At 39.6% G+C, this 21,449-nt stretch carries 14 protein-coding genes; 2 read left to right on the top strand and 12 right to left on the bottom strand.

Annotated elements, in window-relative coordinates; translation table 11 throughout:
* Window positions 1-19 precede the first annotated feature (19 nt).
* The 3 genes from F3J02_RS02110 to F3J02_RS02095 all read right to left on the bottom strand — a co-directional run bounded on the left by F3J02_RS02110 (window position 20) and on the right by F3J02_RS02095 (window position 6,317).
* On the bottom strand, window positions 20-2,512 hold the full coding sequence (locus tag F3J02_RS02110; RefSeq protein ID WP_167247223.1) for a TonB-dependent receptor plug domain-containing protein: 2,493 nt from the start codon (window positions 2,510-2,512) through the stop codon (window positions 20-22).
* 164 nt (window positions 2,513-2,676) lie between these two features.
* Complete coding sequence (locus F3J02_RS02100) at window positions 2,677-4,509, bottom strand: ABC transporter ATP-binding protein (protein ID WP_167247220.1); 1,833 nt, start codon at window positions 4,507-4,509, stop codon at window positions 2,677-2,679.
* Window positions 4,506-6,317, bottom strand: a complete 1,812-nt coding sequence (locus F3J02_RS02095) for an ABC transporter ATP-binding protein (RefSeq protein WP_167247218.1) — start codon at window positions 6,315-6,317, stop codon at window positions 4,506-4,508. Before F3J02_RS02095 ends, F3J02_RS02100 begins: the two co-directional genes overlap by 4 nt.
* A 284-nt stretch (window positions 6,318-6,601) precedes the next feature.
* Between F3J02_RS02095 and F3J02_RS02090 the strand changes: the two genes are divergently transcribed.
* Window positions 6,602-7,654: an ABC transporter substrate-binding protein gene (locus F3J02_RS02090; protein WP_167247216.1), complete on the top strand. Its 1,053-nt coding sequence runs from the start codon at window positions 6,602-6,604 to the stop codon at window positions 7,652-7,654.
* Between the two features lie 352 nt (window positions 7,655-8,006).
* On the opposite strand, the gene F3J02_RS02085 is transcribed toward F3J02_RS02090, so the two are convergent.
* From F3J02_RS02085 to F3J02_RS02050, 8 genes are read right to left on the bottom strand one after another with little or no spacing between them, the layout of a single operon-like run.
* A complete protein-coding gene (locus F3J02_RS02085) occupies window positions 8,007-9,272 on the bottom strand; it encodes an acyl-CoA dehydrogenase family protein (protein ID WP_167247214.1) in 1,266 nt (421 codons plus the stop codon).
* A gap of 27 nt (window positions 9,273-9,299) precedes the next feature.
* Complete coding sequence (locus tag F3J02_RS02080) at window positions 9,300-11,117, bottom strand: dipeptide ABC transporter ATP-binding protein (RefSeq protein WP_167247212.1); 1,818 nt, start codon at window positions 11,115-11,117, stop codon at window positions 9,300-9,302.
* A 2-nt stretch (window positions 11,118-11,119) separates the two neighbouring features.
* A complete protein-coding gene (locus F3J02_RS02075) occupies window positions 11,120-11,968 on the bottom strand; it encodes an ABC transporter permease (protein WP_167247210.1) in 849 nt (282 codons plus the stop codon).
* Window positions 11,965-13,116, bottom strand: coding sequence for an ABC transporter permease (locus F3J02_RS02070; protein ID WP_167247208.1), 1,152 nt, complete (start codon window positions 13,114-13,116; stop codon window positions 11,965-11,967). Before F3J02_RS02070 ends, F3J02_RS02075 begins: the two co-directional genes overlap by 4 nt.
* A gap of 5 nt (window positions 13,117-13,121) precedes the next feature.
* A complete protein-coding gene (locus F3J02_RS02065) occupies window positions 13,122-14,696 on the bottom strand; it encodes an ABC transporter substrate-binding protein (protein ID WP_167247206.1) in 1,575 nt (524 codons plus the stop codon).
* A gap of 9 nt (window positions 14,697-14,705) precedes the next feature.
* Entirely contained in the window at window positions 14,706-15,899 is a 1,194-nt protein-coding gene (locus F3J02_RS02060) for an LLM class flavin-dependent oxidoreductase (RefSeq protein ID WP_167247204.1), read from the bottom strand.
* Between the two features lie 33 nt (window positions 15,900-15,932).
* The gene (locus tag F3J02_RS02055) at window positions 15,933-16,643 is read right to left on the bottom strand and encodes a class II aldolase/adducin family protein (RefSeq protein ID WP_167247202.1); all 711 of its coding nucleotides are present in this window, start codon (window positions 16,641-16,643) and stop codon (window positions 15,933-15,935) included.
* A 13-nt stretch (window positions 16,644-16,656) separates the two neighbouring features.
* The gene (locus F3J02_RS02050) at window positions 16,657-17,718 is read right to left on the bottom strand and encodes an ABC transporter substrate-binding protein (RefSeq protein WP_167247200.1); all 1,062 of its coding nucleotides are present in this window, start codon (window positions 17,716-17,718) and stop codon (window positions 16,657-16,659) included.
* Between the two features lie 445 nt (window positions 17,719-18,163).
* Between F3J02_RS02050 and F3J02_RS02045 the strand changes: the two genes are divergently transcribed.
* Complete coding sequence (locus F3J02_RS02045; protein ID WP_167247198.1) at window positions 18,164-18,862, top strand: DUF1826 domain-containing protein; 699 nt, start codon at window positions 18,164-18,166, stop codon at window positions 18,860-18,862.
* 134 nt (window positions 18,863-18,996) lie between these two features.
* Here the strand turns inward: F3J02_RS02045 and F3J02_RS02040 are convergent, their stop codons facing one another.
* Entirely contained in the window at window positions 18,997-21,441 is a 2,445-nt protein-coding gene (locus F3J02_RS02040; protein WP_167247196.1) for a TonB-dependent siderophore receptor, read from the bottom strand.
* Window positions 21,442-21,449: the final 8 nt, after the last annotated feature.

The raw sequence follows: 21,449 nt of genomic DNA, 5'->3' as shown, positions 1-21,449 counted from the left end.
TTGTTTCATCATTTTTGATTTAAAATTCGTAACTTACACGACCATATAAATACGTTCCAAATGCACCTTCAGGTGCATTAAAACTATATTTGACAATGTTGCCGACCGAAGAATCTTTGGCTTTATCAGGATGGCTATTCAATAAATTGATCGCCCCTAAATTGAACTTGAGACCTTTCACAAATACATCTGCTTTGTAGCCGATATCCAAATCTGCAATCCACTGCGGATCAAAAGTCTGGTCTAATGCCGTATTGGTATTATTTAAGGTGGTCCATTTATCATAGCGACGAATTGCAGTATTGACGCTCCACGCTTGATTTGACCAAAGCGCACCAAATGTCAGTTTTGTTTTCGGTGCAGTAGATTCAATCAGGCTTTGCGTATTTCGTCCTGCAATACTTGAAACGGGAATCCGCTCACCTTTTGTAGTGATAGAATCTCTGGTTTCAGTGATTTCATTTTTGTTATAGGCCAGACCTAGATTCAGATTTAACTTGCCATATTGTTCAAGATTTAAATCATGCTTAAGCGCGAACTCTAAACCTTGAGTACGTGTATCTAGTAAATTATTAAAAAACGCTACATTGGCAATATTTGAATACGGTGAATTGGCAAATGCATTGGTGATTACACTTCCAGTAATATTGTCTGAAAGCAAAATACGATTTTTAATATCGATTTGATAAAGGTCTAAGGTTGCTGAGATATTCGCAAACGGCTTCCACACAAAACCTAATGAGTAATTCGTGGATTTTTCTGGTTTGAGTGAGCTTCCGCCAATCAGTAAGGCAGCCTCACTGCCTGCAACTAGAGTTCTTTGTTGCACATCTTGCCAACCAGAAGGGGTTTGCACCGTTTGTACGCTATAAGCCGAATATCCTTGTTGTGCCAATGATGGCGCTCTATAGCCTGTATTGACTGAACCACGTACTGCAAACTGAGGTGATACATCGTATTTAGCGAATAATTTTCCGTTGGTGGTCGACCCAAAGTCTGAATATTTTTCACTTCGAACGGCAGCACCAACATTCAAATTTTTAACAATATCTGCTTCTAAATCTAGGTAGATACCATAAACATCACGACTAATTTTTCGTTGATCTTGGTCAGTAATTCCGGCATATATCCCAGGAACACCAACTCCCAAAGTTGTGCTTGGATTGAAATATGGACCTCGGGTATAGGCAATCGGATCACCAGCATTTTGCTTATATTGCTCCCAGCGATATAACACCCCTGTAGATAGCGTCAGCGGACTTGCTAACCCATCAATTGCAATATCACGGCTATAATCTAGCCCTGTATTTAATTGTGCAAAGATATTTTCCCCCAAGTCATAATTTGAAGGTGAGTTCGAGCCGTAACTTGGGTTAATGCCATTGCCCTGTTCTGTGCTGACTTTATTTTGTCCGTAAGTCGCATAAAGATCATATTTACCTGACTTCTGTTCCCCTTTTTTTACTCCAACTGTCGTTGCAAAATCATCTACACTGACTAAGCTCAACGGCGAACGTCCATCTGGATAACGTTCTTTAAAATAGCTGGATTGATTTAGTACTGTTTTAGTTGAAGGTGGCTCATAAAAGTTTTCACCTATCGTCTTGCGATGTCCATAACTACTAAAACCATAAATTGAAACGTCATCAGTCAAAGGTAAATCTAGATTTGCAGTCACATTGACTTGATCTTTTTGCTCTGGTGAGCCAAATTTCCATGTTCTATAGGGTGTATTTTGTTCTGTATATTGGGCCTTAGTTGAACCATCATAAAAAGTTCGTGTATCAGGTGCCGTGTTACTTGCAGCTTCACGTTTGCCTAAATCTAAGGCAACCGTCAATGCACCATCGTTAGGTAGTGAAAAACCTTTCCAAAGATTAACTTTATGTTGTTCACCATCTCCTTGAGTATAGCCACCAGTTTGATAGCTTAGCCCGCCCCCATGATCACGTGATTTCAAGATAATATTAACAACACCAGCGATTGCATCCGATCCATATTGTGCCGCAGCACCATCCCGCAAAATTTCTATGCGTTCAATTGCACTCACGGGAATTAAACTTAAATCAGTTACTGCTGCTCCCCTTCCACCAGCATATGCTTGGCGGGTGAAATACGCTGCTGTATGTCGACGTTTCCCATTAATCAAAATTAAAGTTTGATCTGCAGATAATCCTCTGAGCGCAATACTTGGTGGAACTGATGCACCAAACCCGCCTGCTGGAGAAGTTGGTAAACTCACAGAAGGAGACAGCCGTGTTAACGCTGAAGCAAGATCAGTCGCGCCAGTCTCCTGCAATTCTTTAGCAGTTAAAATATCAACAGGTGCAGGTGCATCGAGCGAGCTATGAATTGCCCGCCTAGACCCAGTGATAACGACAGATTGCAATGTGATGACATCCTCTTTCTCTGACAAATTTTTTTGATCATTTGCCATAGCAATTGAGGCAGTGAGTGTACTCAGTGCAAAAAGTGAGGAGTGAAGAATGAAATGAGAAAAATATGTACGCATATAAGCTTCCTTAACGATCTAAACCGATATAGCAAAGCCAATGCCAAGTATTTTGTTTATTATTATCAATATATTGAGAAAAAAAATAAAAGAATCATTGTTTAAATTTAAACAATGATTCAAAAAAATGTTTATAAAACTACAGTTTTAAATTTTCAAACCGCTTAAACCAGCTGATTTTGTAGATAGGACTGATACAATTGAAAGTAAGCTGCCTGTTGTTGAATTAACTGCTCATGCGAACCTTGTTCTACGACATGACCATTTTCAATTAGAACAATTTTATCAGCTTCACGAATGGTACTCAGCCGATGTGCAATCACAATACAGGTTCTATTTTGGCATAATCGTCTAAGCGCATATTGTATTTTTTGCTCTGTATAAATATCAATTGCAGAAGTCGCTTCATCTAGAATTAATATTTTAGGGTTTGCCAAATAAGCACGAACCAGACAAACAAGTTGCCTTTGTCCATGACTAAGATTTTTACCAAGTGCTCCAACTTCGGTGAAATAGCCCTGCGATAGCTGTTGCAATATCTCATCGGCCCCCAACTCTTCAATCACTTGGATAAGCTGCTGATCGGAAGCTTTAGGTTGAACTAGACGTAAGTTATCTAAAATTGTTCCACTAAATAAAACATTATCTTGTAAAACAATACTCACATGCTGCCTTAAACTGGCAAGCTGAATATTTTGTATTGGATAACGATCTAGAAAAATGCCACCCTTCTGAGGTTCATAAAACCGTGTTAGTAACTGGACCAGAGTACTTTTTCCATGTCCTGTGGGACCGACAATCGCAATGATTTTTCCAGCTTCAATATCCAAATTAAAATTTTGTAAAACAGGTTTATGAGTATAAGCAAAATCTACCGACTGAAATCGAATATGACCATTCAACTGTTCAAGCTTCACCGCATTCGGTTGTTCTTGAATACTAGATTGCGTGTCTAAAAGTAAAAATATACGTTGTGCACATGCTGCCCCATTTGCATAACGCTCAAATAAATCAGTCAGTTCCTGTAAGGGTGCTAAGAATAAAAATACATAAAAAATACTTTCTGCGAACTGGCCAATACTAATAATGCCGTCACTATAAGCATAACTACCAATCACAATAAATCCGGCAGTAGCTAGCGTTGACAGTAATCCTGTAAAAGGAGCAAACCAACTGGTCCGCTTGCTGCCATAAATAATAGAATTATTAAAATCTGTTAATAAACCCTGATAACGAGATTGATTTGTCTCGGTGTAATTTAACTGCTGAATGATTTTAGCTCCATTTACCGTTTCAACCAAATGAGCAGTAAATCGACTGCGTTCCTCTGCAACTCGTCCCCAATGTTTTTGCGATGATTTCTTAAAAATTGCAGTCATCCCAAATAAAATGGGTAGCGTTGCAAATAAGCACCAAAAGAAAGGTGGATAGATATGCCAAAGCAGTACTGAAGCTAATCCGCAACGCAAAACTGCGGAAAGTAGCTCTGGTGGCCCTTGTATTAAAACTGGCTCTAGCGTTTCGACATCGCGATCGGCCCGCGATATAATCCTGCCAGCCTTGGTACGATCAAAATATCCAATATTTAAACTTTGGATATGCTGAAACAAAGAACGTCTTAAGCCATTAATCACTTTCAACGCTGCTTGGCCTGAAAGATATTTTGATAAGCCTGCTAAAGCAAAACGACACATCCAACTCAATGCCAGAATGCTTATCGCAATCAATAAAACGGGCTGATGCATTATCATTTTTCCAGCAATTTGTTGAAAGCCCGAGTCCAGAATATATTTCACAACCCAAGGGCGAACAAAAACACTCATCACTTGTAAAATTTCTACAGCAATTAAGGCAAGCAGCAAGTAACGGATGGGATAAATTAAAGGAATAAGTTTTGTTAGCACCCCTCTATGAATTGAGGTATTTGCCAAATTTTCTTCGATTTGTAAATCAGCAGATTTTTTAGATGGGTGGAAATTTTTAACACTGCTATTCATGCATTAATCTCCTGTTGTTGTAACTGAAAGCCCATCAACTCACGATAAAATAAACAATCTTGAACTAATTCAACATGTGTACCTTGAGCAATGATACGCCCTTGATCAACAACAATAACTCGGTCAGATAAAGCAATCGTGGTCTGTTTATTAGAATTAATAATGATGGTTTTTTTAAAAAGGTTTCCACTATTAGAAAGCGCTGATAGTCGCTGTAGAACTTGTTTTTCTGTCGTCGCATCTAAAGCACTGGTTGAGTCATCTAAAGCTAAAATTGGTGAATTCTTTAGAATAGAGCGGGCCAAAGCTAGACGTTGTTTTTGTCCTCCTGACAAAGTCACACCTTTGTCCCCGATCAGCGTGTCTAGTCCATTATCAAGTCGTTGTAATAGTTCTGATGCCGACGCTAAATGTAACGCATCTCTCATCTCTTGCTCCGTTGCATCTTGCTTCGCAATTCTCAAGTTATCTGCCAATGTGCCGCTAAAAAAGAAATTTTCTTGAGGAATGATCTGAACCAAATGACGTAATTCAAATAAGCTTAAATCTTTAATATTGGTCCAGCCTGTTTGCTCAGAACCAATCAGAACTTGACCTTCTGTTGGATCAATAAACCGATTGAGTAAATTCATCAAAGTCGTTTTACCTGAGCCAGTTTTTCCTACAACAGTGACGATTTCACCTGCTCGAAATTCAACATGACAGTGTTTTAAAATATACTTATTCGTTGTTTTATCCTCAAAGCTTACATTTTCTAATCTAATGTTTAACTCATCACGCCATTGCAATGGCAAAGGGTATAATTGATCTTCTATTGCGGACTTCTGATCTAGCATTTGCCATATTCTTGTTGCAGATGAACGTGCATCAGCAAAAATATGTAAAACTTGACCAATGCTTTCAATACGAAACACCAATAAATTTGCCATGAGAATGGCAGCCACAAATTGCCCCACTTGCAACTGATTTTGTCCAATTAAATAAGCACCAAAAGCAATGACCCATAAATAGGAGCAGGCAATAATCACTTGTGGGATAGGTAATCGTTTTGCACTAGTCCTGATGGTCTGGATAGAATGATGAATAAATAGATCTACAGCATGATTAAAGCGCTGCGAAAGTTTCTCTTCAAGCTGGAACGCTTTGACCACTCGAATCCCATTCACACTTTCCGCTAAGCTATCACTGACTTTTTCGTAGGCAGAAGCAACTTGATGATCCAATACGACCAATTGATTGGTCAGCTTAAATAGGACCCAAAGCCCTAAAAAAATAAATAATAAAGGAACTAATCCCAGCCAAGGATGGTACCAACACAAGAGTCCAACGGTCACGATGACAACCAAACTTGACTCAAACACTTGTCGCCAAAAATTGATGAGCGCTTCTTTTAATTTGTCTGAATCACGGGTGGTTCGAGATAATGCCTCTCCCAACCCATGCTTCCAGTGCCACGAAACATCTAAATGCTGTACTTGATAAAAGATTCTTTCCCTTAAAATACTCAGTAATTGCTGACCAATGCTTAAAGCACTTAACCCTGCCAGATACTGAATAACAGCCCTAATGCCAGCAATACTCGCAAGAAGAATGAACCAAAACCAGGGGTTCAAAGGATCAGAAAGCGTATGTTGAAATAAGGTTTCTCTTTCACTATGTCTTAAGGTATCAATCGCATGACCAATTGAATATTGTTGGAGTGCTAACCCTATATTTGCAATAACAAATAAGGTCGTCGTCAATAAGAAACGAAATGGCATAAATCGATACAAAGCCAAACTTCGTAATAATGGATAATTTTTAAACATAAAAGATAGAATAAATTTAAGATTTTGTATTAGTGCGAGATTCATGCCAGATCGATAATCTAAAAAAATATTTTAAATTATTGTTTTATATTGATTTTATAGATCTTTATTTATTGTGAGTGTTGATTTTAAAACACTATTGAAATTGATTTGCTGTAATCGCAACAAAAATTGATATATCAACATCATAAAAAAAGATATTAAAAATAACCTATAAATATCAATAAATTAATGAGTGGCACCTTTTTTGCTTTAAAGCATACAAATCACAAAAGGATGTCACAATGACAACACTTCAAACTCAACCATTAAACACACTTTGGTACACACGTTGCCCTGTTCCAACAGGCTTAGGCATTTCAATTCAAAAGGGTTGGCTCAAAGAAAAGTTTGATAAGCAGCAGATTGAAATAAAATCAATTCGAGAATCAAATTCCAAGGATATTCGTAACTCTCATTTTAACCATACCCTTGCTAATTCTGTTCGGCATGGCGGCAGTATTCCTGCAATTTGGGCATATGCATCTGGTCAAAAAACCAAAGTGATTGGCTTATCTTGGGCGGATGAAGTCCAATTGTTGTTAACACGTTATGATTCAAATATCAAAACTGTTGCTGATCTAAAAGGCAAACGTTTTGGAATTCCACTGAATCAAGATGCAATTATTGACTTCTCACGTGCACAGGCGATTCGTGGTTTAGAAAATGCCTTAAAAACAGTAAATTTGAAGGTAAACGATCTGGAATTAGTCGATTGTTTACGAGCAGATATTTTAGCCGCACAGCAACAGCAGCCAGAAGAAAATGATTCTAGCTTTTATGGTAGTCGCAATAAAATCAGCGCAAGTGCAGAGATCGTGGCATTAATTAAAGGTGATGTAGATGCCATTTTTCTAAAAGGTGCACATGCTGCTCAAATTGCTCATGATTTCGCCCTGCATACGATTATTGATATTGGTTCACATCCAGATCCTATTCTACGCTCCAATAATGGGACACCAAGAACGCTCACTGTTGATGAAGATTTTCTAACGCAATATCCAGAGCAGGCACAATTGATTGTTGATGCTGTTTTACAAGCAGAACAATGGGCACATGCGCACGCTGATGAAACTCATCGTTATCTCGCAAAGGAATGTAATAGTAGTGAACAATGGGTTGATGCAGCATACGGTGCTGACGCACACCTGAAACTGAACACTAACTTTGATGAAATCTCTATTATTGCATTACAAGACTTGAGTGACTTTCTCTATCGTTGGAACTTTGTACCAGCACAAATTAATGTTCGTGAATGGCTGGCACAAGATATTTCTATTCAAACTCAAGTAGCTTAATACTTTAAAATTAAAAAGGTTGTCATGATGACAACCTTTTTTACAACTTGATTTTATTAATTAAGCTGAATTCAACAAGAAATATGATACTCGGAAACGTCATCAGCAACCTGCGTGATGTACGTAAAATAATGTTTCTACGATACATTTGAAATAAATCCAAAAAATGAACAGGTTTTGCAGTGAGCAGCGATAGCTGCGCAAGATGGTTGCCCTTGCGGAGCTTCGCTCCTCATGCCGAAACAAAAGTAGGTCGAGCCGACAGCTTATCCTGAAATTGGATGAGAACTTGGTAAGATTCCACCAAGATATTTTTTCAATAAGTTATAGAAATATTTAAGTCGAACTCAGTTTAATTAAATTTAGTCACATTTTCCGCCTGCTTCTTCAAAAGTACAGAGTTATATTCTCCTGGTGGAATATTATTTAAATAATAATTTCCAACATGATATAGCCTCCAGCGAATTGGATCATGCGTGGTATGGGTTCGTGCATTACGCCAGAAACGGTCTAGGTTCCATTTCGATAAAGTTGAACTAGCACCAAGTAATCCAAAAATTTCACTCGAAATTTTTAAAGATGCATGGTCAGACTGACTACGGGTGGCAGCAACCGATAAAATCAGTTCAGTTTGCAAGTCTTCATCCTCTACATTTGCCAAATGCTGTTCAAAAATCTGTGCGGAACGATCCAATAATGCCTCAGCCGAACGAACCAAAACAGCAAATTCACCAATCTGTTTGATGATATGAGGCTCATGCGTAGGCGAATCGACCCCACTTTCTACCCAAGGTCGAGCATGATGTTGTAAATAATCAATCCCACCTTGTAGCGCGCCTTTGGCAATTCCTGTGTCCATTGCAGCATGTAAAATCTGAGGCCAAGTCAGCCCGGTACGTAAAACAGTGCCTAAACCACCCGTATTCCGCTTGGCAACATAACGTTCATCAACAATCACATCTTTAAAATTAACAGTGCCACTGACACTATTATTTTGTCCCATCGCATCCCAATCATCGAGTAACTCTACGCCCTGCGTATCACGATGAATTAAAATCGAGACAGGTCCATCATCACTACCCGCAAATAAGGAAATCCATTCTGCGAGTAAAGAACCCGTAGAATAGAATTTACTGCCATTTAAAATTAATTGCCCTTCTGTATTTCGCTCTACACGCGTCTTATGCTGAAATTTATCTTTACCACCCACTTCTGCAAGTGCATTGCCCAAACGCTTTCCGCTTAAGATATCACCAAGTAGTTGATCACGAATGTCTTCATCGTAACCAGTTAGAATTCCTCGGAACATGGTGAAGTGAATCTGTAATAATTGCCCAACACCACCATCTGCTGATGAAATAATTTTCACCACATTGACCAAAGTTGAAATACTGGCACCTAAGCCCCCAAATTGCTTGGGTACAATAATCGCAGTTAAACCAGCTTCTGAAATTAAGCGTGCCTGTTCATAAGGTATGGTCTTATTATAACTGGGGTCTCGAGCAAATTGATTCAGTTGATCTGCCACCTCTTTTGCAATATCAAGTGCTTCTTGTTCACTTTGAATATGCCTAATACTGCCTAATTCTAAAAAATTACGTTGGTTAATGTCGTTCATTTTTAACTCCAGAAAATCTATTCTTTTTTATGCGCAAACTTCAAGGACCTTGTTTTTAAACAAGCTTGGCGCATGGGTAAGCAAAGTTTTGGTATATGTATGTTGAGGATGACTAAGCACTTGATCTGTTTCGCCGTATTCAACAATATGTCCATTTTTTAATACGACGACTCGATCTGCGATTGCTCGAACAACCCCTAGGTTATGGGTCACAAATAGTAAGGTCACACCTTGCTGTTGGAGGTCTTGTAGCAGTTTTAAGATAGAAGCCTGAACTGAAACATCCAAAGCAGATGTAATCTCATCACAAATCAAAATCTCAGGTTGGCACAGCAAAGCTCGTGCGATCGCCACTCGTTGTCGCTCCCCACCCGATAAATCTCTTGGATAGAGTTCCTGAACTTGTAGAGGTAGAGAGACTTGTTTAAGTACCTGCGTGACTTTTTCTATGGCTTCTTGTCGAGATGCTCTAAAGAAATGCTGTACAACTTTAATTAATGTCTGACCAATCGTATGTGCTGGATTCAAAGCCTTATAAGGGTTTTGAAAGATATATTGCAGTTTATGTCGCTGCTGCAAATGACGCTGTTGCCCACGCAACGACAAGACTTCATCTGCCAATGTAATTCGTCCATCTGCATTTTCATTCAGGCCAGCAATGACACGCGATAAAGTGGTTTTTCCTGAACCCGATTCACCCACCAATGCTAAACATTCGCCTTTTTTGAGTTGAAGTGAGATATCAAAAAGTGCCTGTTGCTGCCCATACCATGCATTAATATGTTCAACTTTTAACAAGGTTTCCTGATCTATTTCTCTTTCAATCACTTGATGATCAATCTCTTTAAAATGAATCACACCGACATGATCCGAATGGTGACAAGCAACAAAATGCGGATCAAACTCATGTTTTAATTGAGTTAATTCCGGTTGTTTTTGACGACATATATCTGTGGCGAAACTACAACGTGCCGCAAATGCACATCCCACTGGACGCTCATTTGGTGAAGGTGCCCGTCCCTCAATTGGAGATAAATATTTACGGATAGCCACATCAGGAATGGCGTTCAGTAAACCTTGTGTATAAGGATGTTTAGGCGTTTCAAATAGCTCGGTTAATACAGCATCTTCAGTAATCCGCCCTGAGTACAAAACAATCACTCGATCGGCTATATCTTTTACAACGGTTAAATCATGCGATACATAGATAGCAGCAACGTTATATTCCCGACATAATTTACGAATGATATTCAACACCAATGTCTGCGTCGTCACATCTAATGCGGTGGTTGGCTCATCCAGAACGATCAAACGTGGCTGTAGCAAGAATGCCAAGGCCAATAAAATTCGCTGTTGTTGCCCACCCGAAAGCTGATGAGGATAGCGCTTTAGAAATAGCTCATCATGCGGCAATCCTACTTCATTTAAAATTTTGGCAACCTTTTGGTATTTTTCCGTACTAGATAGCTGTGTTTGATGGACTTCTAATAGTTCAAATAAATGTTGACCGATACTTAATGCTGGATTGAGTGCTGTTCCTGGATCTTGGGCGACGTGACTCATTTTATAACCACGCACTTGACGTAAAGCATGATCATCTAAACTGAGAATATCTTCATCATCCAGTTCAATTGTGCCTTGAATAATCTTGGCTCCATATCGTGCATAGCCCAATAAGGCACTGGATAATGTGGTTTTACCTGAACCACTCTCGCCAACTAATCCTAGAACTTCACCTTCTCGTAGATTAAATGAAATATCAGAAACGATATGATTACCAGTGTTTACCAATGCCACAGTTAAGTCTTTTACAGTCAATACGGTATTTTTAAATAGATCTGCCATGCTTATTTTTCCTCAATCCGAGCTGCTGCGCGTCCAACGCCCTCAGCCAATACATTCGTTCCGAGCGCAAACAAGGCAATGAAGATTACAGGAGCAAATACCGCCCACGGCTGCACCAATAAACCAGCGCGATTTTCATTAATCATGAGTCCCCAATCTGCTGCTGGAGGTGCCACACCATAACCAAGAAAAGCCAAACCAGATAACATACCCACAGCCCATGTCAGCATCACACCAAGATGGATGAGTAAAGGCGTCAACATGTTGGGTAAAATTTCACGAAATAAAATATAGGTTTTTGAGTACCCGAGAATTCTGGCTGCTTCAATATATTCTTGTTCTACGAGATTAAGCGCAACGCTTCGTGCAAGACGTACTACGCCAGGAATAAAAGCAATTGAAACCGTTAAAACAATAAGCCAAGGTTCCCGACCTAACATGGAAACGATCAGCAAGACCAATATAAGATCAGGAAAGGCCATAAAAACATCTGTAAGCCATGTCACGAACTGATCAATCTTATTTCGGGCAAAAGCAGCGAATACACCTAAACTAGTGCCAATCATTAATGCAATTAAACTGGCAGCCAGTGTCATCCAGATGATAGAAGCCCCTCCAGAAAGTACGCGTGACCAGACATCATGACCAATATAATCATAGCCAAGAAAAGATTTTCCCTCAGGCGGACCATATGTCATACCGATTAAAGCCGTAGGCCCAAATGGAGCCAATAGTGGGCCAACAAGTGCAAAAATCAGTACTAAGGTCGTGACTACAAATCCAAAACGTACCTGTCTTTCACGAATTAATGTTTGAAAAAAATTTCTTTGATACCAATGAAGTGAGCTCATTTCCCACCTCCCTGCTGAATGTTCTTTAACGCATTACGGCGGTCAACAGGTTTGACGGTAATTGGTCGACCTGACTTCCATAAACGTAATGCCTGACGCAGACCAGGCGAACGTGCTTTATGTCTTTTGGCTGTTCGTATTTTTGGTGTGAGTAAAGTCGTGATTAAATCTGCAATTAAATTCACGGCTACAACACAAATGGTCAGCAGTAAAACAATTGCTTGAATGGTCGGGATATCTCTTAATTCAATTGCGGCATTGAGTGCATTACCAATACCGGGATAACTGAAAACCACCTCAATAATGAGAGCACCGCTCAGCAGAACTCGTATCGTTAATGCTGTTCCCTGTACCACTGGCACCAATGCATTGGGTAAAACATGTTTCCATATGATCCGACGCTCAGGAATACCACGCAATCGTGCAGAGGTTACATAGTCAGACTCAAGTGCATCAATCATAGAACCACGAACTAAACGCATCAGATATGGAATAAGCGATAAGGCCAACGTTAAAATCGGTAAAACAAGAAACTCGATTTGGCTAAAAGCTGACTGCTCTGGAATCAACAAGGAAGCAGCTGGCAATATATGAAGGATTGAGGTTGAGAAAAACATCATTAACCAGATTGCAATCACAAACCCTGGAACAGCCTTGAATAGAATAGAGCTTGAAACAATAATGCGATCTAGTTTGCTATCTCGACGGAGTGATAGCCACACACCCAGTACCACTGAAAGTGGTACTGTGATGACAATAACCAAGATCGTTAATGCAACGGTGTTTCCGAAATAATTCTGAACAATTTGCACAACAGGTACATTGGAATCAATCGAACGACCAAAATTACCTTGTAATAATTGACTCAACCAATGCCAGTATTGAATCAATATTGGATCATTCAGGCCTAATTGTTCACGAAGTATTTGAACTGTCGCTTCAGGCGCTTCTGGGCCCAAAATGACGCGAGCAGGATCAGATGGAAGTGCTTGTGTTGCAATAAAAACAATGAGACTAATCACAAAAACAACCAATACACCTGACAACAACCGTGTGAAAAACCAAGGTAACCATGCTGGTACTTCAAATGATCTGGTGATAGTTTGATGTGAAATGGCTGTCTCTATTTTGCTGGATTGCGTTGTCATAGCGGTCACCCCCTACGCCAAAATTCATCTGTACGCCACGCAGCAAAGCCTGTGCGATCAGGAGTTACACCACCAATTTGGCTCGAATGTGCATCGAGTACATTGTTAAAACCCCAAATGAGTAAACCACCTTGTTCATGCTGAATATGCTGTGCTTCATGAACAAGAACTTTGCGTTTTTCCAAATCAGGTTGTTGCAATGCCGCATGCACTAGTTCTGTAAAACGCTCATTGTTAAAGCGGGTCTTATTATTTGCCGCACCTGGCCCATCAATTTGCAAGACGGTTAATAAAAAAGGGCGTGAAACGTTCGAACCTGTACTAAATGCCCAATCCTGTTTTACAGCATCAGCAAAAGTGGCAGCTTCAACCTGTTTAACATTAACGATAACACCAGCCTGAGCTGCATGCTGTGCAAAAACCAATGCAGCATTGCTATCCGGACCTGTATATAAATCAACTGCCAAGCTATTGCTAAAACCAGCTTCTTTCAACAACGCCTTAGCTTTATTTAAATCTTGCTTACGCTGTGGAATACTGTGGTCATATACAGGATCACTAAAGGAATAGAGATCATTTGCAGCTCGTCCTTGTCCAGCTAAAGCCCGTTTAACCAAATCATCTCTATTGGCAATCAATCTAAAAGCTTGACGTACTCGAGGATCACTGAACGGTGCTTTTGAGGTATTCATATCAAAAGATTGCCAAGCATCTGTTTCAGAGGAAACAAGATTCAGTCGTTTATTGGCTTGAATTAAAGCAATATGCTCGGCACTTACCCCTGAAGCAATGTCAATTTGACCCGATTGCAAAGCAGCAAGACGCCCTGTCTGATCTTTAAAATCAATGATTTCTATTGCATCAGCATAAGGTTGATTTTCTTTCCAGTAATTTTCAAAACGGACAAAGCGTGAGCGCTGACCCGGTGTAAAACTTTCAAGCTTAAAAGGCCCAGCACCTACGACATTTTTAACAGGGTCATAATCTGTAGGAACGATGCCTCCCCAACTCATCCATGCTTCAGGTAAAGCAACCAAGCCTTTTTCTTGAACAAAAGGAATCTCAACGGTGTATTCATCTCGCTTTTTAATACCATCTCTTTGCAATGAATAAAGATAGGCAGCAAATGGTGAAGCGAGTTTAGGGTCAGTCAAACGGCGTAAGGAGAAAATAACATCATCAGCAGTAATGGTTTTACCGTGATGAAATTCGAGTCCTTTTTTTAGGCGAATGGTCCATTTCGTCCCATCATTATTTGGTTCTGCAAATTCTGCAAGTGCGAGTTTAGGCTGGATATCTCTGCCCCATTCCCATAATTTTGCATATAACGGCCAGCCTCTGAATGCACTGGACATACCGATAGGCTTGTGTGCATCTAGATTACCTGCTTGATTACCATTGATCACCCCAATTTTAATCACACCGCCTTTTTTCGGGGTATCATTTTGGGTTTGATTCGGATCAGCATTTTCCGAAGATGGAGACTCAGTTTTAGAACATCCTATCAAGCTCATCCCCGCAACAGCTCCAATTCCCAATCCGGTCTGTTTGATGAGCTCTCGACGCGTAATTTTGTGCATGTTTCCCCCTTAAACGACGACTGCTTGATTCAAGAGAGAATCAATGGATGAATTTTTATTAAGTTTAGGTAACTCAAAACCATGATCGAGCTCTAATAAAGGGAACAATAAATCAGCTACACGATAGGCTTCTCCAATTAAAGGGAAACCGGATAAGATAAAGGCAGATACACCATAGCTTTCGTATTCTTTAATCCGTTCTGCAATATTTTCAGCACTACCGACCAAGGCTGTGCCCGCTGCTGGGCTTAAAATATCAAAACCAAATAAAGATGGCCCAGTCCAAACATTAGGATAAATTTCAAAATCTTTGGCACGAGGTAATACTCCATGTCGGAGCAATGTAAGATTCCTTTGAACGATCGGATTTGGGCTTTGATAACTCTCAAAAGTCTCATCGGGTGGAAGCTGCCGTTTAACAGCTTCGATTGCATAATTGACATCAATCTTGTCAAGTAGCGACTGAGCATACTGCCAAGCCTCTTCTTCTGTTTCCCGTACAATAATTTGTAATCGAGTACCAAACGCTAAAGTACGCCCAATTTTTTCCGCCTCAGCCGCAACTTTGCTAAACTTTTCTCCAAGTAGCGGTGGCGTATTCGCAAAACTCAAATACACATCGAGTAATTCAACAGAATGCTGAACGCCTTTGGCAGAAGTTCCAGCTCCCCATAAAGGAACACCCTGCTTTTGAGTTGGACCACGCCATTTGGACATAGGAGATCCACCTTCTAGACGTGGCGCAATTTGAATAAATTCGCCATCAAATCCAGATGTATCACCTAAATAGTTTTGCTGAAATGCAGTCCAGTATTCTTTGCTAAAGTCATAACGCTCATCATGCGTATAGTGAATACCTAAAGCTGCCAATCCCTTATCATTTCCATTAACGACATTAAACAACAAGCGCCCTTTAGAAAATGCATCAAACGTTTGCGCATATTTTGCCAAAACTGCTGGCTGGACTTCTCCAGGATGTTGGGCAACCAGAAACTTTAAACGTTCAGTAACTGGAATTAAACTTGCAGCAACAGCAAGTGTTTCATACTCGCTGGTACCCATAAGTGAACCGTAAAAACCAAGCCGATCTGCAGTAATCGCAACCTGTTGCAAGTGTTCATAATCGGTATCCCAGCGCCCAGATTCCAACCAAGGATATGGTCCATCTGGAGAAGTGAGATACCATAAAAGTTTTACAGCCATAATATTCTCTATATTTATATTTGAATCAGGTTTCTAGTGAAGTGGAAGTAATCCAAGCGACTTCGCTTTATCGGTTAAACCACTCATTCGCCACTGCTGGTGTAAAACACCTTGTCCGTATTCACGGCTTCCCCCAGCTAATTCAGCAAGTAACTGAATCTGTGCACCTTCCTCAAGCAACAAGATAAATTCAGCTGTTTCTTGTAAGCCCTGACGCCCCCATACAGTCGCACCACCGTTGGCTTCTAAAATTGCTCGATGTTCGATATCAACTTTGAGTTGATCTAAAATGAAATCTACCTCGGCCTGACGACGATCAATATAAATTGGTAGTTCTTTAAATAAATGAAAGCGCTGAACAGGCACATAACGAATCGGTAAGGTCCGATGGGTTTGCGCCCAAGCCCCTAAATTCGGCGCGTGTACATGAGATATTGTGGTGACATCTGCATGCTCGCGAAAAAGTTTGTTATAACGCCCACCTGCATTTTTTCGTCCCAATAAAACTTCACCATCAATTGTCTCCACAAGTACTTTGCTTTTTTTATCTTTAGACCAAGGTCCTGCATAATTAAAAGTGATTAAGGTATTATCAGGTCCACGTTCAACAAAATTGACTGTTCCATTTGCCGTGATTGTTCTGGTTTCACGAAACACTTCAAAAGCAAATTCAGCTTTTTCACGGTTCGATTCGATAAAGTCATTTAGTTCAGGAGATAGCGGAGTTTGAATAAGCGTTGTCATGATCAATATCCTATTAAAATTGTTTATTTTGGCGGCGCTTTAAAACTTCGAGCAAAGGACGGTGATCCACCCAAGTATCAAGATCAACATCGCGCTCGAGAAAACCGTGTAACCAAAGAAAATCTTTTTGTTGTCTTAAAAGCTCTAAGCGCTCTTCACTTAATGATGGATGTAAAGACTTATGAAAGTTATTGCGGTAGGCTGTCGCTACGCTTTCTGCACCAGCAATCGTTTCATCTTGAAGAATAACCAGCACTTCATCTAAATGATCTTGCGCCCAATCAGCGGTATCAAACAGCTCTTCCAAAAAATCAACGACAACGTCAAAGTGATCTTTCAACAAGTCTTCATGTACAGTGATTGGACGAGGCGTGCCATTGTTTACACGAGAAGTCACATCCTCAAATTGATCCAAATCAATCCCAACTTTTAAACCGCGCTTTGTAGCAGCTTCAACAGCTGATGCACCTTTTACATAAACGGCATCAACTTCACCTGTGATTAATGCATCTAATCCAGACCAATAAGTACTGGCATCACGTACTTGATTAGGCGACTCAGCTCTTTCAGGGACTTCAATAAAATCCACATCACGGAAGGTTAAATTTGCAAGTTGCAAAGCACCTCGGATACCTTGTAATGACATTGCTCTAAAAATGCTGCCAGCACGCTTATCGGCGTACTCTGGTAAAGCAACTTTCACATTTTTTAAATGCTCTGGCTTACTGATTTCAGAATCAGGGCGAACAATAATCACCTGCCATTCATCAATCCATGTCAAACCAATAAGTCGACTTGGAGCGCCTTCAGAACGAGCTGCTAATGCTGGAACATTTCCGCCTTCACGAAATAATGCAGGCAGTTGATGATCAAAATGATGAACAGATAGACCTTTACGGGCATCTTGTAAAACAGCAACATCAATACCGTGCTGTTCAAACTTTTCAATCAGTGTTCCACGTTTTAGTGAGATACCAGTTGCTGTTGGTACAGGACATCGAGTGACCCAAATTTCAGATAAACTACTCTTTACAAATTCTTTAGAATTTTCTTTTTTATCGAGAACAAGTGACATAGGTATTCCTTAGGATATTTCCAATTTCATATCACTTGTATTGAGCAGCTTTTATGCCAAATATGATTATTTATATTTTTCAATGGTTTAATTAAAATTCAATATCTATTTATTGTTTATATTTCATCATTTTTTTAAATCAGTGTTGATTTCACAGCAGCTCAAAAGGCAAAGCGTCTTCCTATTAATAATTAAAGACAACCCCATATTTTTTCAAATACATCTAAAATTGGCACACATTCTTATTGTTTACAGTTTTCATCGTGAATCCTAATTGTGTTCACAATTGCACGAATTGAGTCGCTATTAGAAACATCTGAGAAGGTTGATATTATGATTTTTTGAATATGTTTCAGGTTGGAACGATGAAAGTAGCACGATCATGAATTTCAAAGTCGCTCAAGCTAATTGTATAATCAGACATGGTTTTTGATTTAGTTTTCAAATGAAGCAAATATTTTCTGACAGCACTCAAATTAGCGTGGTTTCTACCTTTTCTCAATTAGTAAATTCGAATTTTCAAGGAGATATGAATGCGATTTGCTGGCATAGAGAGCTGGTTGGAGATTTTAAGGAAGTTGTAACTAAACTCGAGTTAAAAGACAATATTACTGAAGTTTCCGTTGAAGATCTCTTAGCACTGCAACTTTCAGAACAAGGTCTTGTAGCAAGAGAAATTCTTTTAAAGGATATCCAGCAATTAACTGATTTTGGTGCGTCTCCCTCTCTTAATTTACTTAAATGCTACGAACGCGATGAAGAGTTCGATTTCATTTCAACCGATGTATATTCCTATCATGTGGATCGTTCACCTATCGAAACAGATACGTTTTTATGTACCTATTATGGTCCTGCAAGTGAAATCCTCCCTTCTGATCAGGTTCAGCAAAAAATTGTAATTCCAGAAATACGAGAAAAACTTAAAGAACTACATGAGGGTTCAGAAGCTGAATTTGAAAAGTTCTTAGAAGAATATTTTTTTGATTTACATTATCAAGCTAAACCCAATGCCAAACCTGTCAATTTAGGTACAGGCCATCTTTGGCGTCTAGCGGTAGACCATCCAACACAACAAGCATTGCCTTGTGTTCATAGAGCGCCTATTGAAAAAGATGGCGAGTATCGACTGCTATTGATCTGTTAAGTATTTAATCTAGATCAACATTATTTATGGAAATATTAATTCATAATCAAAAACAGCACCCCCACTCTTGTTGTTGGTGCTGCACTTGGTCGTGCGTGAATAAATCCTCACAACATGATTTTTAATAATTCCATTTACCAGTTTATTTTTAAACCGAGTGAACCATTTAGCGCCTCACCCACATTTCCAGCCCCATATCCACCACCTGCCCAATATTTTTTGTTGAATAGATTGTTGATATTGGCATTCAATACCGCATCATATTTATTCAGTTTAAAATTATAAGATGTTCCCAAATTAACAAGCGTATAAGCTGGGACTTTCATTTGATTGGTATTGGTAATATATGAAGATCCATTATAACGAACATTCCCATGTACGCTTAAACCTTCAATCATTGGAAAACTATACTCAGCACTGGACACGGCTTGCCATTTTGCTGCAAATGCAGGGCTATTACCTTCAATGGCTTTATTCTCATCAGATACACGATTAATTTCACCGTCTAAACGAAGTAGTCCTAAACCGAACTTCAATTGATCAGATGGTTTATATGTCCCATTCATTTCCCAACCTTGATAAGTGGTCAGACCATCTTGAGTCAAATATTTTAAACTATTGCGAATAACATCCATCGCTTCTACACGCTCAACTTTAAATAAAGCTGAGCTCAAGCTAAATTGATCAAGATCATATTTAAACCCCACTTCATACTGCTTACTGACTGTGGCATCTAGTTGTTCACCCGCATTGGCATACGGTGCTTCAATGCGTTGCCCCCGTTCTATTCCTTCTACATAACTGCCATAAATAGTTGCATCCGGAATCGGTTTATAAATCAAAGCAGCGGTAGGTGTCGCTTTCTTGGTACTATACCCATTGTCAGAGCCACTTGCTGCTTCATTATCAAAATAGGTATATCGCACACCGAGAATAGCTTGCCATTGCGAACCAAAATGAAGGGTGTCGCTTAGGAAGCCATAGGTCTGACTTTCTGGTGTGCTTTCTGGTGATAAATAAAAGTTAGGCGTATGGGTTATTTTATAGTCAGGTTTTCGGTAGATGTTGCCTGTAAAATAATCACCCCAGAAAAATTCCGAATATTTATCAAAATTTCGGATATAGCCTGTACCCGCGACCAGCTCATGTTGAATTGATCCAGTCTGGATATTGCCTGTTAATTGCAACTGGTTTAAAAAGTACTGCGATAAACCCGCAAAACTATATAGATTCCCTTCATAATCGCCTTGCTCATTTGCAAGGTTGGCAAATATTTTATTCGATAGGTGTTTCTTGCGGGTATAACCAAAATCATATTTGGCAGTCCAGTCATCGTTGATTTTCCACTTTAAATTTGTAGAAGCAACCAAGGTCGCTGTTTTATAGTAGGAACCATCAATGTTGATATGATCATAGTCATAGTTGATTTTGGGTAGTTTTCCATTACTACCAATCACATCATAACTATCAAGATAGAACTGAATTGGCTCATGTTTTCGATTGTTATATTCGTAAATAACATTGCTTTCCCAAGTTAAATCATCAGTTAATTGCTTATCGAATGCAAATGATGTCACAAAGCGGCGATTATCTGTTTCATTATAGGCCGTGCCTGCATCTCCCCCCAAAGTGAAGCGATAGTTTAAATCTAGGCTGTCCAAATGATTACTATTGTCGACATAAGCAGAAAATAGGCTCGAATTGCGATAATCAAGTTGTAAACTGCTTTTTGGAATTGCTGTAGGGCGTTTTGTTTGATAACTAATAGCTCCTCCTGGTGTGCCAAAGCCATACATAAAACCAGTTAGTCCTTTTAAAGCAGTGACACTTTCAGCAACCTCTACAGGAAAATCGCCACCCCAAGATAAATACACCGGAACACCATCAACATAGTAGTTGCGAACACCTAATCCACGAATTTGGGTACCCCACCAATCAGTAGACATTGAGTTGGTTGGAGTATAAACAGATGCATCATTGGCAAAAATCTGTCCTATCGATTTTGCACCGCGCTTTTCAATGTCACTACTTTCAACAACTGTTATAGAAAAAGGTGTATCCAGTATCGACTTATTGCCTAAAACCCCCGATTGTGTCTGTCTTTTTAATCCACGTGGCTGGTCTTGTGCAGAAACACTAATCACGGGAAGTTGAGAAGCATCTGTTGATTTTTCTATACCATTCACGGCAATACTTTTTAATTGTCCGACTTCGCGAATTTGTTTGGGCTGCTGAGAAGTCTTGTTATTTTTCTCAATCGTCCAGCCACCATGGTCTTGCTGAACTAATTGTAATTTTGTACCTTTTAAAAGCTGTTCGAATCCTTCTGCAACAGTATAAGAGCCCTCTAACCCTAGGGTATTTAGTCCTTTGGTTAAATTGGGATCAAATGATAATGCGATACCCGATTGCATAGCAAAACTGGATAATGCTTGTCCCAACTGACCTGATCGAATCTCATAGTGTTGTTGTGTTTGCTTATCGGCAGCATAGGCTGTGGCTGAAATACCGTATATAGCACTGAGTATTGCGATCCCGATTGCTTTTGTAAGCACAGTTTTTCCCTGTTGAGCGTACATGTTTTCCC

The organism is Acinetobacter sp. Tr-809 (genome assembly GCF_011753255.1).
Lineage (GTDB): Bacteria > Pseudomonadota > Gammaproteobacteria > Pseudomonadales > Moraxellaceae > Acinetobacter.
The sequence above is the reverse complement of the archived record's forward strand: the minus strand, read 5'-3'. Positions and strand labels throughout refer to the sequence as shown.